Annotated in this window: 13 protein-coding genes; 4 read left to right on the top strand and 9 right to left on the bottom strand. The window is 69.6% G+C overall.

All coding sequences use genetic code 11. The annotated features are described in order from the left end of the window. Positions 1-42: 42 nt before the first annotated feature. Positions 43-441 carry a MarR family winged helix-turn-helix transcriptional regulator gene (locus tag ID574_RS23405; protein WP_188191092.1) on the top strand — a complete coding sequence of 133 codons (399 nt, stop codon included), beginning with the start codon at positions 43-45 and terminating at the stop codon, positions 439-441. Here ID574_RS23405 and ID574_RS23400 read toward each other — a convergent pair. The 6 genes from ID574_RS23400 to ID574_RS23375 all read right to left on the bottom strand — a co-directional run bounded on the left by ID574_RS23400 (position 438) and on the right by ID574_RS23375 (position 7,304). Further along, a complete protein-coding gene (locus ID574_RS23400; protein WP_188191091.1) occupies positions 438-1,718 on the bottom strand; it encodes a thymidine phosphorylase in 1,281 nt (426 codons plus the stop codon). The genes ID574_RS23405 and ID574_RS23400 overlap by 4 nt on opposite strands. Next, positions 1,718-2,113, bottom strand: coding sequence for a cytidine deaminase (locus ID574_RS23395; protein WP_188191090.1), 396 nt, complete (start codon positions 2,111-2,113; stop codon positions 1,718-1,720). Before ID574_RS23395 ends, ID574_RS23400 begins: the two co-directional genes overlap by 1 nt. Further along, positions 2,110-3,390 (bottom strand): ABC transporter permease, encoded by a 1,281-nt coding sequence (locus tag ID574_RS23390; protein WP_188191089.1) that lies wholly within the window; start codon positions 3,388-3,390, stop codon positions 2,110-2,112. Before ID574_RS23390 ends, ID574_RS23395 begins: the two co-directional genes overlap by 4 nt. Then, complete coding sequence (locus ID574_RS23385) at positions 3,387-4,529, bottom strand: ABC transporter permease (RefSeq protein ID WP_188191088.1); 1,143 nt, start codon at positions 4,527-4,529, stop codon at positions 3,387-3,389. The genes ID574_RS23390 and ID574_RS23385 overlap by 4 nt, the downstream gene beginning before the upstream one ends. After that, positions 4,529-6,142, bottom strand: coding sequence for an ABC transporter ATP-binding protein (locus ID574_RS23380; protein ID WP_188191087.1), 1,614 nt, complete (start codon positions 6,140-6,142; stop codon positions 4,529-4,531). Before ID574_RS23380 ends, ID574_RS23385 begins: the two co-directional genes overlap by 1 nt. A gap of 91 nt (positions 6,143-6,233) precedes the next feature. Further along, the gene (locus ID574_RS23375; protein WP_188191086.1) at positions 6,234-7,304 is read right to left on the bottom strand and encodes a BMP family lipoprotein; all 1,071 of its coding nucleotides are present in this window, start codon (positions 7,302-7,304) and stop codon (positions 6,234-6,236) included. Positions 7,305-7,595: 291 nt separating this feature from the next. Here ID574_RS23375 and ID574_RS23370 point away from each other — a divergent pair, with 291 nt between their 5' ends. Continuing rightward, positions 7,596-9,473 (top strand): Xaa-Pro dipeptidyl-peptidase, encoded by a 1,878-nt coding sequence (locus ID574_RS23370; RefSeq protein WP_188191085.1) that lies wholly within the window; start codon positions 7,596-7,598, stop codon positions 9,471-9,473. A gap of 190 nt (positions 9,474-9,663) precedes the next feature. On the opposite strand, the gene ID574_RS23365 is transcribed toward ID574_RS23370, so the two are convergent. Next, positions 9,664-10,887 (bottom strand): M20 family metallopeptidase, encoded by a 1,224-nt coding sequence (locus tag ID574_RS23365; RefSeq protein WP_188191084.1) that lies wholly within the window; start codon positions 10,885-10,887, stop codon positions 9,664-9,666. A gap of 499 nt (positions 10,888-11,386) precedes the next feature. Between ID574_RS23365 and ID574_RS23360 the strand changes: the two genes are divergently transcribed. Further along, positions 11,387-12,778, top strand: coding sequence for a peptide ligase PGM1-related protein (locus tag ID574_RS23360; protein WP_223166987.1), 1,392 nt, complete (start codon positions 11,387-11,389; stop codon positions 12,776-12,778). Here the strand turns inward: ID574_RS23360 and ID574_RS23355 are convergent. Next, positions 12,750-12,959 (bottom strand): SCO4848 family membrane protein, encoded by a 210-nt coding sequence (locus ID574_RS23355; RefSeq protein WP_223166986.1) that lies wholly within the window; start codon positions 12,957-12,959, stop codon positions 12,750-12,752. The two genes, ID574_RS23360 and ID574_RS23355, sit on opposite strands and share 29 nt — an antisense overlap. Before the next feature lie 83 nt (positions 12,960-13,042). Here ID574_RS23355 and ID574_RS23350 point away from each other — a divergent pair, with 83 nt between their 5' ends. Beyond that, positions 13,043-14,164 carry a D-alanyl-D-alanine carboxypeptidase family protein gene (locus ID574_RS23350; protein ID WP_188191082.1) on the top strand — a complete coding sequence of 374 codons (1,122 nt, stop codon included), beginning with the start codon at positions 13,043-13,045 and terminating at the stop codon, positions 14,162-14,164. On the opposite strand, the gene ID574_RS23345 is transcribed toward ID574_RS23350, so the two are convergent. Then, positions 14,153-15,085 carry a YihY/virulence factor BrkB family protein gene (locus tag ID574_RS23345; RefSeq protein ID WP_188191081.1) on the bottom strand — a complete coding sequence of 311 codons (933 nt, stop codon included), beginning with the start codon at positions 15,083-15,085 and terminating at the stop codon, positions 14,153-14,155. The two genes, ID574_RS23350 and ID574_RS23345, sit on opposite strands and share 12 nt — an antisense overlap. Positions 15,086-15,095: the final 10 nt, after the last annotated feature.

The following is a 15,095-nucleotide window of genomic DNA, read 5'->3' as shown; positions in this document are numbered from 1 at the left end:
ATGCTGTTGCATAAGTTTTAGCCGAGTGGTAACCTCCGCGACATGGACGAGGAGTTCGTGGTCGAGACCTGGCATTACGTCCTGGCCAAGCATGCCAAGGCCATGTGCGAGCTGGAGCGTGAGCTAGGTGATCGTCACGGGCTGGGGCCCAGCGAGTTCGAGGTGCTGGACAGGATCGTCCGTCACGACAGGAAGCTGCGCCTGCAGGAGCTCTGCGACGAGGTCCATCTGAGCCAGAGCGCCCTGTCCCGGGTGGTGGCGCGGCTGGAGAAGGCGGCGCTCGTCGCACGCAACGCCTGCGACTCCGACCGGCGCGGCGTGTTCGTCTGCATCACCCCGGAAGGCCGCGCCAAGCACGCGGAAGCGCTCCCGACGCACCACGCCGTCCTGACGGAGATCTTCGCCGACGCCCCGGCCCCCGAAGGCGCGCTCCGGCGCTAGGACGCGGTGATGCGGTCGATGACCAGCGGGAGATGCTCCTCGCTCGCCGCGCCCACCGCGTAGCCGCCCTCAAGGGCCTCCAGCGCCCGCTCGAAGCGCGCCGTCTCGTCGGCGTGCAACGTCATCAACGGCTGCCCGGCCCGCACCAGATCGCCGGGCTTGGCGTGCAGCGTGACCCCGGCCCCTGACGACACCGGGTCCTCCTTGCGCGCCCGGCCGGCCCCCAGCCGCCAGGCCGCCAGGCCCACCGCGTACGCGTCCAGCCTGGTCAGCACCCCCGAGGACGGCGCCTCGACGGTCATGGTCTCGGCCGCGCGAGGCAGCACGGCGTCCGGGTCCCCGCCCTGGGCGGAGATCATCCGCCGCCACGCGTCCATGGCCGAGCCGTCCTGCAGCGCCTTGGCCGGGTCCTTGCCGCCGGAGACCCCGGCCGCCTCCAGCATCGCCCGCGCCAGCCGCACCGTCAGCTCCACCACGTCCGACGGCCCGCCGCCCGCGAGCACCTCGACGGACTCCTCGACCTCCAGCGCGTTGCCCACGGCCCGCCCCAGGGGCCGGTCCATCGCAGTGAGCAGCGCCACCGTGCGCACCCCCGCGTCCGTCCCGAGCGCGACCATGGTCTCGGCCAGCTCCCGGGCCGCGGGGACCGTCTTCATGAACGCCCCGGAGCCCACCTTGACGTCGAGGACGAGCGAGCCCGTGCCCTCGGCGATCTTCTTCGACATGATCGACGAGGCGATCAGCGGGATCGACTCGACGGTGCCGGTGACGTCGCGCAACGCGTACAGCTTCTTGTCGGCCGGGGCCAGCCCCGAGCCCGCGGCGCAGACCACCGCGCCCGCCGAGCGCAGGACGCGCAGCATCTCGTCGTTGGAGAGCGAGGCCCGCCAGCCGGGGATGGACTCCAGCTTGTCGAGGGTGCCGCCGGTGTGGCCGAGGCCGCGGCCCGACAGCTGCGGCACGTACGCGCCGCACGCCGCCACCAGCGGCGCCAGCGGGAGCGTGATCTTGTCGCCCACGCCGCCCGTGGAGTGTTTGTCGGCGGTGGGCCGGTCGAGCATCGACCAGTCCATGCGCTCGCCGGAGCGGATCATGGCCTGCGTCCAGTCGGCGATCTCGCGCCGGTTCATGCCGTTGAGCAGGATGGCCATGGCCAGCGCGGACATCTGCTCGTCGGCCACGTCGCCGCGGGTGTAGGCGGCGATCACCCAGTCGATCTGGGCGGTGGTGAGCTCGCCGCCGTCGCGCTTGGCGCGGATGACCTCGATGGCGTCCATCAGGCGCTCCTGCTCAGGTCTTCGGGGCCGAAGGCGTACGGCAGGATCTCGGACATCGGCTTCGGCCCGTCCACGGTCTCGACCAGCAGGTCCTCGCCGCCGAACTCGTACAGGAGCTGACGGCAGCGCCCGCACGGCATCAGCAGCTCGCCGTGGCCGTCCACGCAGGTGAAGGCCACCAGCCGGCCGCCGCCGGACAGCTGCAGCGCCGACACGAGCCCGCACTCGGCGCAGAGGCCGAGGCCGTAGGAGGCGTTCTCGACGTTGCAGCCGGTGACGATCCGCCCGTCGTCGACGAGCGCCGCCGCTCCCACAGGGAACTTCGAGTACGGCGCGTACGCGTGCCTCATGGCCTCCGTGGCCTCGTCACGGAGCCCCTCCCAGTCGATGCTCAATGCTGCTCCCCCCTGCGGTAGCGTACGCCGTCGGCCTTGGGCATCCGCAGGCGCTGCGAAGCCACCAGGAGCACGAGCAGCGTGAGCACGTGCGGCGTGATGAAGACGAACTCGTTCGGCAGCTGGTCTACGGTCAGCCAGAGCCAGAACAGCACGACCATGCCCGCCGCGGCGGCCGCCATGATGGTGTAGTCCTTGCCGGTCCTGGCCGCCAGCTCGGCGGGCTGGGTGGGCGACAACATCCGGCGTGCCCTGATCACCAGGTAGGCGAGCAGCAGCACCGCCCCGAACAGGAAGAACGACGTGACCGCCCCTGCGCTGCGCAGCTGCAGGCCGTCGGCGTAACCGAACAGCGAGGCGCCGGCCGCGAGCCCGCCGGGACGCCAGTTGCCGAAGATCATGGCGGCCAGGCCGATGAAGCCGCGCCCGCCCGTCTGGCCCTCCACGTACTTGGTGGAGACGAACACCAGGAACACGCCGCCCAGCCCGGCGAAGGCGCCGGAGATGACGACCGCGATGTACTTGGTCAGGTAGACGTTCACGCCCAGCGACTCGGCCGCCCACGGGTTCTCGCCCACCGAGCGCAGCCGCAGGCCGAAGGCCGTGCGCCAGAGCACGAAGAACGTCAGGGGCAGCAGCAGGACCGCCAGGACCACCAGGATGTTCACGTTGTGGGTGAGGCCGCGCACGATGCCCGCGACGTCGGAGAGCAGGAACCAGTGGGTGTTCTCAAGCTTTCCGAGCAGGTCGGGCCCGTCGGAGAGCAACGGCAGGCTGGGCTGCCACGTCCGCCCGGTGATCGCGGGCGAGGTGGTGATGCCCGCGCCGGCGTCGGCCGCCGGGGTGCCCTCCTTGTAGAGCACCTCGGACAGGAAGCGGGTGACGCCGGGGCCGAGCAGGTTGATGGCGACGCCGCTGATGATGTGGTCCACGCCGAACGTCACGGTGGCCACGGCGTGGATGAGGCCGCCGAGCGCGCCGCCGAGCAACCCGGCGATCAGCGCGGCCAGGGGTCCCCACTGGTAGCCGGCCCATCCGGCGAACCAGGTGCCGAGCACCATCATGCCTTCGAGCCCGATGTTGACCACGCCGGCCCGCTCGGCCCACAGACCGCCGAGGCCGGCGAGGCCGATCGGCACGGCCAGCAGCAGGGCCGCGGAGAACGTGCCGGAGGAGGTGATGTCGTTCTGACCCGACACGACGCGGACCAGTGACATCACCAGGAGGAGCGCGGCGACGCCGACGAGCACGAGGTGGTACTTGGTGAACCTGGTCATGCTGCCACCTCAACCGGTTGCTTCCTGCCGAGCTCCTGGGCGGCCCGCTGCTCCTCGAGTCTGAGCGCCAGCCGGTTCGTCACCTCGTTGGCCACCACGACCAGCAGCACGATCACGCCCTGGATGATCGTGATGACGGACGGCGGCACGTTCGCGATCTGCAGCGCGCCCTGGGCCCGGTCGAGGAAGGCGAACAGCAGCGCGGCGACCGCGATGCCGACCGGCTTGTTCCGGCCGAGCAGCGCCACCGCGATGCCGAGGAAGCCCAGTCCAGCGGTGAAGTTGGAGTTGAAGGCGCCCTTGTCGCCGAGGATCTCCGGCAGGCCGATGAGCCCGGCGATCGAGCCGGACATGACCATCGCCGCGATGATCATCTTCTTCGAGTCGATGCCGGAGGCGAGCGCGGCCGGGCCGTTGAGCCCGCTGGCCTTGACGTTGAAGCCGAAGCGGGTGCGTTCGAGCACGACCCAGATGACGATGCCGAGCACGATCGCCACGAGCAGGAAGCCCCACACGCCGCCGCCACGCGTCGGCGGGAGCAGCCCGAACAACTCGAAGACGAAGTTGAGGTTCGGGAACATGGCCGACTCCGGCAGCTCCGGCGTCGTCGTGGTGAGCTGCCCCGCGGCGCGCTCGCCCGCGAACGGCCCGCGGACGAGGTAGGACGTCAGGTTGATCGCGATGTAGTTGAGCATGATCGTGGCGATGACCTCGTTCACGCCCCTGGTCACCTTCATGACCGCCGGGATGAGCGCGTAGAGCCCGCCGACGGCCGCCGCCACGACGATGATCACCGCGATCTGGATCGGCGCGGGCGCCGTGAACGTCGAGCCGACGTACGCCGCGCAGATGGCGGCCAGCCGGTATTGCCCCTCCACGCCGATGTTGAAGAGGTTCATACGGAAACCGACGGCCACCGCGAGGCCGGCGATGAACAGCGGCACAGCCCGGTTGATGAAGGCCGCGATGCCGTTGGACTGCGCCCGCTCCGAGGCGCCGAAGTCGAAGAACGCGGCGAACGCGTCGATCGGGCTGGCGCCCGCGGCGGTGATCGCCACGCTGGAGATCGCGATGGCCAGGATGATCGCGATGACGGCGCCGGCCACGGTGAGCAGCGCCCGGTTGAGCCCCGCGGGCATCACGTCTCCTCAGTGCCGGCGATGGCGCCGGTCATGTAGCCGCCCAGCCGCTCGGGCGTGATGTCGGAAGGGTCGAGCGCGGCCACGAGCCGTCCCCGGTAGATCACCTGGATCGTGTCGGACAGGCCGATCAGCTCGTCGAGGTCGGCGGAGATGAGCAGGACCGCCAGTCCCGCAGCCCTGGCGTTGCGCAGGTGGTCCCAGATGGCGGCCTGCGCGCCGACGTCCACGCCGCGCGTCGGGTGCGCGGCGATGAGGAACTTGGGCGCGCCGCTCATCTCGCGGCCCACGATCAGCTTCTGCTGGTTGCCGCCGGACAGGGCGAGGGCCAGGGTGTCGACGCTCGGCGTGCGGACGTCGTAGTCCTTGACGATGCGCGCGGTGTCGCGTTTGGAGGCGCTGCGGTCGACCCAGATGCCGCTGCGCGCGGGCTTCCTGGTCTGGTGGCCGAGCACGCGGTTCTCCCACAGCGAGGCCTCCAGCAGCAGACCCTGCCGGTGCCGGTCCTCGGGGATGTAGCCGATGCCGGACTCCCGCCGCTTGAGCGTGGACCAGGCGCTGATGTCGTGTTCGCCGAGCCTGATCGTGCCGTGCGCCGGGCGGATGCCCATGATGGCCTCGATCAGCTCGGACTGGCCGTTGCCCTCGACGCCGGCGATGCCGAGGATCTCGCCCTCGTGGATTTCGAACGACACGTCGTCGAGCAGGAGCCGTTTGCCCTCCGCGCGGAGCTTCTCGACGTACGTCCGGACGGGGGTGCCCTTGGGCGCCGGGCGGTAGCCGTCGGCCTCCATGGTGAGGTCCTCGACCTTGAAGGCCACGCGGTCGGTCACCGTGGACTCGCGGGTCTCCGGCGTGGGCAGCTCGCTGCCGACCATGAGCTCGGCGAGCTGGCGGGCGCTGGTGACCTCGCTCCTGGGCAGGCTCGCGACGGTGGTGCCGCGCCGGATCACGGTGATCGCGTCGGCGATGTCGAGCACCTCGTCGAGCTTGTGGGAGATGAAGATGACGGTCAGGCCCTCGGCCTTGAGCTCGCGCAGGTTCTGGAAGAGCTCCTCGACCTCCTGGGGGACGAGCACGGCGGTCGGCTCGTCGAGGATGAGGATGCGGGCGCCGCGGTAGAGGACCTTGAGGATCTCCACGCGCTGGCGGTCGCCGACGCCGAGGTCCTCCACGAGCTTGTCGGGGTCGACCCGCAGGCCGTGGCTCGCGGCCAGCGCGTTGATGCGCTTGCGGGCCCCGGCGGTGTCGAGCCTGACGTCCTTCTTCGGCTCGGCGCCGAGGACGATGTTCTCCAGAACGGTGAGGTTGTCGGCCAGCATGAAGTGCTGGTGCACCATGCCGATGCCGACCTCGATGGCGTCACTGGGGGTACGGAAGCTCACGTCCTTGCCGTCGACCCTGATGCTGCCCTCGTCCGGCTTCTGCATCCCGTACAGGATCTTCATCAGGGTGGACTTGCCCGCGCCGTTCTCCCCGACGATGGCGTGCACCGTCCCGGCTTGGACCGTGATGCGGATGTCGTGGTTGGCGACGACGCCGGGGAAACGCTTGGTGATGCCCTCCAGCTCTACGGCGGGGAATTTCGCCGTGGCCAGGGTGTCAGCACTCATCTCGTTGCGCCTTCTCCTCAGGCGGGCAGGGGATAGACGGAAGGCCCGAAGTAACCGGACTCCGGGCCCTCAGTCGATGCTCCTACCCAGGTTACGGCTTGGCCGGAACCGTGATTTTGCCGTCCACGATGTCCTTCTTGGCGGCGTCGAGCTTGTCCTTGATGTCGTCGATCTCGCCGCCGGTGGTGGACAGGCCCACGCCGTCGACCTTGAGGTCGTACGTGACGTTGCTGCCGCCCTTGGCGCCGCCCTGGAAGGCCTTGATGAACTCGAACACGCCGACGTCGACGCGCTTGAGCATCGAGGTCATGATGACCGACTGCAGGTCGGTCTCCTTGACCGTCTGGCGCTGGTCGGAGTCGACGCCGATGGCCTTCTTCTTGGCCGCGGCCGCCGCCTGGAAGACGCCGAGGCCGGAGTCGCCGGAGGCGTGGTAGACGATGTCGGCGCCGTCCTGGTACATCTTGTCGGCCGCGACCTTGCCCTTGTCCGGGGCCTTGAAGCCGGAGAAGTCACCGTCGGGCGTGAGGTACTTGATATCGATCTTGATGTCCGACTTGACCGACTTCGCGCCGGCCACGTAGCCCGCCTCGAACTTCTTGATCAGGTCGTTCTCGACACCGCCGACGAAGCCGATGTGGCCGCTCTCCGACTTGGTCGCGGCGGCGACGCCGGCCAGGTAGGAGCCCTGCTCCTCGGCGAACAGCAGGCCGGTCACGTTGGGCGCGTTGGAGGCGGAGTCCACGACCGCGAACTGGATGTCCGGGTATTCCTCGGCCGCCTTCTTGATGTCCTCGCCGTAGGCGAAGCCGACACCGATGATCGGGTTGTAGCCCGCGTCGGCGAGCTGGCGCAGCAGGTCGCCGCGGTTCGAACCGTCGGCGGCCGGGCTCAGCTCCTTGATCTCGGCGCCGAGCTCCGTCTTGGCCTTCTCCAGGCCGGCGTACGCGGCGTCGTTGAAGGACTTGTCGCCGCGCCCGCCGATGTCGAACGCCAGACCCACCTTGAGCGCGCTCTTGGGCGCCTCGCTGCTCGCGCCACCGGTCGGCGCCTCGCTGGCCGTCGTGGCGCCCCCGCCGCCGCCACCACAGGCGGCCGCTGCCATGAGCATGACGCCGGCCACCGTGCCGATCGCCATCCTGTTGAATCGCTTGCCGAGCAAGGCGACTCCCTTCCATTTCCCCGCCGTCGAACTTCATCGCAGGCGCGAAGAAACGTACGGCACCTGCACGGAAGATAGTTGCTTGACCAGGGCGGACCAAACCGGCACACAGTGTCGCAACCGCTCCGTTATCGACCTCAGGCGCGTCCGTGACCTGAATCCCCGCATACGGGGCGCGCCATGCGTTGGCAAAACTTTTGCCCAGCTTTGGGAGGTAATCACCTCTTGCCCAAGGCCGGATCATGGCGGAGATTCGAGCGACGGTGGAATCTTCCCGTATCGGAGCCCCGTATGCACCCTAGGCAAGCACTGGCCGTGCCGCTCGTCGCGCTCCTCGTCGCGACCTTAGCCGGCACCGCGCCCGCCACAGCCGACACCCCAGCTATCAAGATCGAGAACAACGCCACCCAGCCGGTCTTCTCCCGGGCGGACGCCATCAAACAGACGGTGTTCGTCGAGGTCGCGGGGACCGACAGCGACAACGACGGCGAACCGGACCGGGTCGCGGTGGACATCCTGCGCCCCAAGGAGACCGACCAGGGACTGAAGGTCCCGGTGATCATGGAGGCCAGCCCGTACTACGCCGGCGGCAACGACGTCGCCAACCACCCCGTGGACGTGGACGAGAACGGCAACCCCCTCCCGACGCTCAAGGCGCTGGCCGACAAGCTGGCCGCCGAGCCGTTCGACGGCTACTACGACAACTACTTCCTGCCCCGCGGCTACGCGATCGCGCTGGTGGAGAACCTCGGCAGCGGCCGCGCCACCGGCTGCCCGACCTCCGGCGACCGCAACGAGACCGAGGGCCCGAAGGCGGCGATCGACTGGCTGAACGGCCGCGCCAAGGGCTACGACGCCGCCGGCAACCCGGTCGAGGCCACCTGGTCGACCGGCAAAGTGGGCATGATCGGCGTCTCCTACAACGGCACGCTGCCCAACGCGGTCGCCGCGACCGGCGTCGAGGGCCTGGAGACGATCGTCCCGATCGCCGCGATCTCCAGCTGGTACGACTACTACCGCGCCAACGGCGGCGTGCTCGCCCCCGGCGGCTTCCAGGGCGAGGACCTGGACGTGCTCGCCAAATACGTGCTGACCAGGGAGAACGGCCAGGAGGCCTGCGGCGCGTTGATCGACCAGATCACCGCCGCCCAGGACCGGATCACCGGCGACTACAGCCCGGTCTGGGACGCCCGCAACTACCTCAACGACGTCGGCAAGGTCAAGGCCAGCGTCTTCGTCGTGCACGGGCTCAACGACTGGAACGTCAAGACCAAGCAGTTCGCCCAGTGGTGGTACGCCCTGGCCAAGCGGCACGTGCCGCGCAAGATCTGGTTGCACCAGGGCACCCACATGAACCCCTTCAGCCTGCGCACGGCCGAGTGGCTGCGCCAGCTGCACGGCTGGTTCGACCACTGGCTGTACGGGATCGACTCGGGCATCATGCGCGAGCCGCAGGCCGACGTGGAGATCGCGGCCGGCCAGTGGGCGCAGCACCGGTCGTGGCCGCTGCCCGGCGCGACGACCGTGCCCCTCCGGCCGCGGTCCGGCGGGAGCCTCGGCCTGCTGCCCGGCCCGTCGGCCAGGGAATCCTTCGTGGACCAGAAGGTCAGGACCGCCGAGCAGCTGGTCGAGGCGACGGGGGCGGATCCGAACCGGCTGGCGTACGTGACCGGTGGCCTGCCCGCCGACGTGCGGATCTCCGGCACGCCGACGGTGTCGGTGCGGGCCTCGTTCAAGGACGGGGCGTCGCCGTACCTGACGGCGTTGCTGGTGGACTACGGCGAGGACGTCCGGCCTGACGGCCGCCTGCTCTCGACCGGCCAGACCTACTGCTACGGCCAGGGTGTCCCGGGTGACACGGGCTGCACCACGCTGCGGGTGCTCGGCACGGCCGCGACGCCGTACAAGATCGTCACCCGGGGCTGGCTCGACGTCCGCAACCGGCACCGGCCGGACAGGACCGAGCCGCTCCGCCCGGGCAAGGAGTACACCTTCACCTGGGACTTCCAGCCGACGGACTACCTGTTCAAGAAGGGGCACCGGCTGGGCCTGGTGATCATCTCGACCGACTACGACTACACCCTGCGGTACCCGCCGGGCACGAAGATCACGGTCTCGCCGGGCCACTCGTCCCTGCGTCTCCCCGTGGTCCTCGGCAAGCTCCCCTGACCGATCGCACGCGCCGCCGTCCCCGCCCCTTCCTGCTTGGGAAGGGGCGGGCCAGGAGGGTGACGTCGGCGCCCCGCCACTCACCGTACGCACTCCCCAAAGGACCTCAGCCGGAGTACGGCTTTCCCGAGAGCACCTTCGGTCCCAGATGGCGGGACGGGGCATGCGGCGGTGAGTGATCGCGAACGGTTCAGGCCAGCGCGCTGGTGATCGAGTCGAGGGGCCCGACCTCCCAGAGGGCGGTCAGCGCGGTGGCGGCCATGACCCGGACGCCCATCGGGATCGCCTTCTCGTCCACGTCGAAGGTGCCCTGGTGGATGTCGTACGTCACCCCGTCCGGCGAGCGGGTGCCCAGGCGGGCGAACGCGCCGGGGATCGACTCGAGGTACCACGCGAAGTCCTCGCCGCCGAGCGACTGCTGGGTCGAGACCACCGCGCCCGCGCCCAGCACCCGCTCGGTGGCCTCGGCCAGCATCTCGACGCTGACCTCGTCGTTGACCACGGGCGGCACGCCGCGCTTGTAGTCCATCGTGGCCTCGATGCCGTAGGCGCCGGCCACCGACTCCAGCAGCGACTTGATCAGGTCGGGGGCGGCGTGCCAGGCGTTCTCGTCCAGGCAGCGCACGGTGCCCTCGGCGATGCCGTCGTCGGGGATCGCGTTGGCCGCCGAGCCGGCCTCGACCCGGCCCCAGACGAGGCTGAGCGAGGAGCGGGGGTCGATGCGGCGCGACAGGGCCGCGGGCAGCTCGGTGAGGATCTTGGCCAGCGCGAAGACCAGGTCGGCGGTCAGGTGGGGACGGGCGGTGTGGCCGCCGGGCCCGGAGACGCGGACGGTCAGCTTGTCGCAGGCGGAGGTGATCGGGCCCGGCTTGAGCCCGACCTGGCCGACGTCCACGCGGGGGTCGCAGTGCAGGCCGAAGATGCGGTCGACGCCGCTGATGCCGCCGTGCGCCATGACCTCCAGCGCGCCGCCCGGAAGCTCCTCGGCCGGCTGGAAGATCAGCCGGACCCGGCCTGGCAGGAGGCCCGCGGCGGCCTGCTGGGCGAGGAAGAGCGAGGTGCCGAGCAGGATCGTGGTGTGCACGTCGTGGCCGCAGGCGTGGCAGGCCCCGGTCACCGTCGAGCGGTAGGGCACGTCCTTCTCGTCCTGCAGCGGCAGCGCGTCGATGTCGGCGCGCAGCGCGATGGTCGGCCCGTCGCCGCTGCCCACGTCGCAGATGAGGCCGGTGCCCCGGGGGAGCACCGAAGGGGTCAGCCCGGCGGCGGTGAGCCGCTCGGCGATCCGCTGCGTCGTGCGGTATTCGGCGAAGGCCAGCTCAGGGTGCATGTGGAGATCGCGGCGAAACGCCACGAGGTCCTGCTCGGTCTCCGCCAGGAACGCGTCGAGTTCCCCCCGCAGCTCACGTCCCCGCATATGTCACCGTCCCGTCCAATGCCGCGCGCCCCAATATGTCCGACCACCGCGGCTCATCCGCTGTGGAAAACTCGTCCGATCCGCCGTGGCCTCCCGGGTCGAGCGGCCGCTCGGCGAATCAAAAAACACACCCTCTGGTCGGGGTGCGCGAGATCGTCAGCATGGGCTTTGCGTTCGTCGGTCCGCGAGTGCCGCTGCAGCCCGGGAGCACAGCGGTCGGCCGTGAGCCCGATGGCGATGCTTCGACTCTATCGCCCGCGCGCTGCTTCCCGCCGACAGATACACCAAAAGTTAGCCGATGGCACGTCCGAAACCGCAGGTGGTCACGGTGTGTGCACGTCTTCCTGATCCCGAAATAGTCACAAGGGATCATTAGATCGTGACCCGTTGAAGCCACTTCCAAACGTGGTCAGCGATTCCGAATCCTGTCACCTTCTGTCATGGTCATCACACTTCGACGATGGCTGCATTTGAGAAGTATGCGTGTTTCACTCGCAATATGATCACTAATATCCCGTTCGGGGAGAAGCATGCTGGGTTGAGCATCTTCGAGCCGAGTGAGGGGACCCTGGTGGTCGTGCCCTCGCTCTCCCTTCCGCAGGACGAGCTCCGCCGCATCACGGCAGCGAGGTCCTACGAGGAGCGTCTTCTCTTCCTCCTGCTGACGCTCCGCGAACCCGGGGTAAAGGTGGTCTACCTCTCCTCCGCGCCCATCGATCCCGACATCATCGACTACTACTTCGCGTTCCTGCCCGATCCGGATGACGCCGCCAAGCGACTGACGCTGATCACGCTCGACGACCCCTGGTCCCAGCCGTTGACCAGGAGCCTGCTCGGCCGCCCCGACGTGATCGAGCAGGTGCGCTCCGCGATCGACGGTGACGCCTGGCTGGTGCCGTTCGTGCTGAGCGAGCTCGAGGAGGAGCTGGCGTCGTCACTCAACGTTCCCCTCTACGGTCCGGCCACCTCGTTCGCCTATTACGGCTCCAAGAGCGGGGCCCGCGAAGTGGGCCACGATGCCGGCGTGCCGATGGCGCGTGGCTTCGGGGACGTGCGGACGGCGCTGGAGATCGAGGAGGCCATCGAGGCGCTGCCGGGCGAGCGAGTGATCGTCAAGCTGAACGACGGCTACTCGGGGCTCGGCAACGCGATCGTCACCAAGGCCGACAGGGCGTCGACCAGCTTCGCGATGCCCGGCGAGACGTGGGACGCCTTCACCGCCAAGGTGCGCGACCGCGGCGCGGTGGTCGAGGAGTACATCGAGCACCGGCCGCTGTACTACCCGAGCGCGCTGGCCGGCATCACGCCGGGCGGGCACGCGCAGGTGCTGGCCACCCACGACCAGGTGCTCGGCGGCCCCAACGGCCACGTCTACCAGGGGTGCACGTTCCCGGCCGCGCCGGAGTACCGCGCCGAGGTGGGCGCCGCGGCCGACCGGATCGCCCGCGTGCTGGCCGAGCGGGGCGTCGTGGGGCTGTTCGGGATGGACTTCTTCGCGCTGAAGGCCGACGCCGGGTACGCGGCGCTGCTGTGCGAGATCAACCTGCGGATCGGCGGCACCACGCATCCGTTCGGCGCGGCCATGCTGACGACCGGGGCCGCGTACGATCCGGCGACCGGCCTGCTCATGGCGGGCGACCAGCCGAAGTACTACACCGCGACCGACAACTGCGCCGCCTCCTGCCTGCGCGGGCGCACGCCGGGCGAGGTCGTGCGGACGGCGGACCGGCTCGGCATCGGGTTCGACCACGAGCGGCGTACCGGGAACGTGTTCCACCTGCTCGGGGCCATCCCCGAGCACGGGAAGCTGGGCTTCACCTCCATCGGCGACTCACGGGAGGAGGCCGACGAGCTCCACGCGCTCACCCGGCGTCTCCTTTGCGGCCCCTGAGCCCTCGCCAGCCGATGGCGGCCAGGACGACGGCGAGGACGATGTTCACCGCGATCAAGATGCCGTGAACGACATAAAAGCTGGTCGGATGCCCATCGGCCAAGTTAAACCCGAGATTCACCCATTCGAAGATCATGAATGCGCCCGCGATGATGAGGAATCCGGCGATCTTTCGTGACATGTCCATCTCTCCAGTATCGAAGGGGGATCTGCGGGGAAAGTGTCGCTCCATGGGCATTCACACGGAGCTACCCTGAGACCGCAATGTGGACGAAAATCGTGCCCGTCGCGGCACTCATCGCCTCGGTCTCGCTCACCGGCGGGACCGCATATGCCAGCCCGACGACACCCGTCGGCGGTGAGGCACTGGGCAGCCGCGGCCTGGTGGCGCCGGAAGGCGTCCAGAAGCCGCCCAAGAGCAAGGCTACGTCGTACGTCATCGCGGACGTGGGGACGGGCCAGGTGCTCGCGGCGAAGGACGCCCACGGGCGCTACCTGCCGGCCAGCACGCTCAAGACGCTGACCGCGCTCACGCTCATCCCCAAGCTCGACAAGAACCGCACGATCCGGCCCAGCCACAACGCGTGCAACCAGGAGGGCTCCGCGGTCGGGCTGTCGCCCAAGGCGACGTACAAGATCGACGACCTGTTCAAAGGGCTGATGATGTCGTCCGGCAACGACGCGGCCATGGCCCTGGCCGAGTCGAACGGCGGCCTCGCCAAGACCATGAGCGACATGAACGCCGAGGCCAAGCGGCTGCAGGCGTACGACACCGTGGCCAAGACGCCCAGCGGCCTGGACAAGCCCGGCCAGAGCAGCTCGGCCTACGACCTGGCGCTCATCGCCCGCGCCGGCCTGGCCAACCCTGACTTCAAGCGCTACATCAGCACGAAGACGGCGAACTTCCCGGCGCCCAAGGGCAAGACCTACCAGATCAGCAACCACAACAAGCTGCTCTGGCGCTACCAGGGCATGATCGGCGTCAAGAATGGCTGGACCACGAAGGCGCGGGCCAGCTTCGTCGGCGCGGCCACCCGCGGCGGCCACACGATCGTGGTGAGCATCATGCGGCACGAGGGCTTCTTCTGGGACGAGGTGGCCAAGCTGCTCGACTGGGGCTTCTCGGTCAGGGGCAAGGTCACGCCGGTCGGCCGTCTGGTGGACCCGCTGCCCGCCGGCCTGCCCGCCCCGCAGCAGCAGGCCTCCGCGCCGGCCAAGACGGTCACGCCGGCCGCCCAGCCGCCGCTGCTCGACACGGCCGCGAAGAAGCAGACCGACACCACCAAGACCGTCGGATCCGTGGTGATCGGCGGCGGGCTGCTGTTCGGGCTGATCTACCTGTGGTACGGGATCCGCCGCCGCAGGCGCGCCAGGTCACGCTTCTGACCTCGACGGCGGCGCCGGCGTCGGGGCCGGCGGCGGGCAGAACCCCGCCGTGGCCGTCCACGCGGCGACGTAGAGGACGAGCCTGGCCGAGAAGTTCATCCAGACCAGCAGGCCCACGATGACGGCGAACGCGCCGTAGACCGGGTTGCCGAGCGTCTGCGCCAGCAGCAGCGTCGCGAGCTGCTTGAGCAGCCCGAACCCGATCGCGCCGAGCAACGCGCCCTTGGCGATCACCCGGAACGGCTGGGTCGGTCTGGCCACCCAGCCGAGCAGGATCAGGAACAGCAGCCAGTCGGCGCCCAGGCTCGCCGCCACCCCGGCCAGCCGCAGCCCTGCGTTGGCGAGCGCGGACTCGCTGCCGAACAGGAAGTCCAGCACCTTGTCCGTGGCCGTGGTGGCGAACCCGGCGACCAGCACGGACGAGATCATCGTGACGCCGAGCAGGGCGAGCGAGGCCAGGTCGCGCAGCTTGCCGACGAAGAAGTTGAGCGGGGGCGCGGTGGTCATCGAGATCTCGCGCAGCGCCCCGCGCAGGGCGTCCAGCGCGCCGAGCCCGGCGTAGAGGAGACCGAACAGGCCGATGATCCCGGCCGCCTCCTTGGCCTTGGCGATGGCTTCGAGGTTGAGCTGGCCGGCGATGGCCGGCAGCCGCTCGAGGATGGCCGCCTCCAGGGCCTCCCTGGTGGTGTCGCTGGTCGCCACCACGAACCCGAGCACCGCGTACGACAGCGCCACCAGCGGGAAGAACGACAAGAACGCGAAGTACGTGACCGCGCCCGCCAGCCGGTCGCCTTCCTGCACCTGGTAACGCTGCACGGCCCTGATGAGGTGGTCGAACGACAGCCGGCGGACCCGCCAGTCGTCCACCTTGCCCCGGCCCCAGACCTTGGCCGCCTCGATCCGCTCCACCAGGCCCGCCATCACGCCCTCC

The sequence above is a fragment of the Nonomuraea sp. SYSU D8015 genome (genome assembly GCF_008065375.1).
Classification (GTDB): Bacteria; Actinomycetota; Actinomycetes; order Streptosporangiales; family Streptosporangiaceae; genus Nonomuraea.
The sequence above is the reverse complement of the archived record's forward strand: the minus strand, read 5'-3'. Positions and strand labels throughout refer to the sequence as shown.

Coding starts and splice junctions, on each gene's coding strand:
- ID574_RS23385 (WP_188191088.1), bottom strand. CDS start 4,529: ATGCCCGCGGGGCTCAACCGGGCGCTGCTCACCGTGGCCGGCGCCGTC.
- ID574_RS23350 (WP_188191082.1), top strand. CDS start 13,043: ATGTGGACGAAAATCGTGCCCGTCGCGGCACTCATCGCCTCGGTCTCG.
- ID574_RS23370 (WP_188191085.1), top strand. CDS start 7,596: ATGCACCCTAGGCAAGCACTGGCCGTGCCGCTCGTCGCGCTCCTCGTC.
- ID574_RS23345 (WP_188191081.1), bottom strand. CDS start 15,085: ATGGCGGGCCTGGTGGAGCGGATCGAGGCGGCCAAGGTCTGGGGCCGG.
- ID574_RS23355 (WP_223166986.1), bottom strand. CDS start 12,959: ATGTCACGAAAGATCGCCGGATTCCTCATCATCGCGGGCGCATTCATG.
- ID574_RS23365 (WP_188191084.1), bottom strand. CDS start 10,887: ATGCGGGGACGTGAGCTGCGGGGGGAACTCGACGCGTTCCTGGCGGAG.
- ID574_RS23405 (WP_188191092.1), top strand. CDS start 43: ATGGACGAGGAGTTCGTGGTCGAGACCTGGCATTACGTCCTGGCCAAG.
- ID574_RS23390 (WP_188191089.1), bottom strand. CDS start 3,390: ATGACCAGGTTCACCAAGTACCACCTCGTGCTCGTCGGCGTCGCCGCG.
- ID574_RS23360 (WP_223166987.1), top strand. CDS start 11,387: ATGATCACTAATATCCCGTTCGGGGAGAAGCATGCTGGGTTGAGCATC.
- ID574_RS23380 (WP_188191087.1), bottom strand. CDS start 6,142: ATGAGTGCTGACACCCTGGCCACGGCGAAATTCCCCGCCGTAGAGCTG.
- ID574_RS23400 (WP_188191091.1), bottom strand. CDS start 1,718: ATGGACGCCATCGAGGTCATCCGCGCCAAGCGCGACGGCGGCGAGCTC.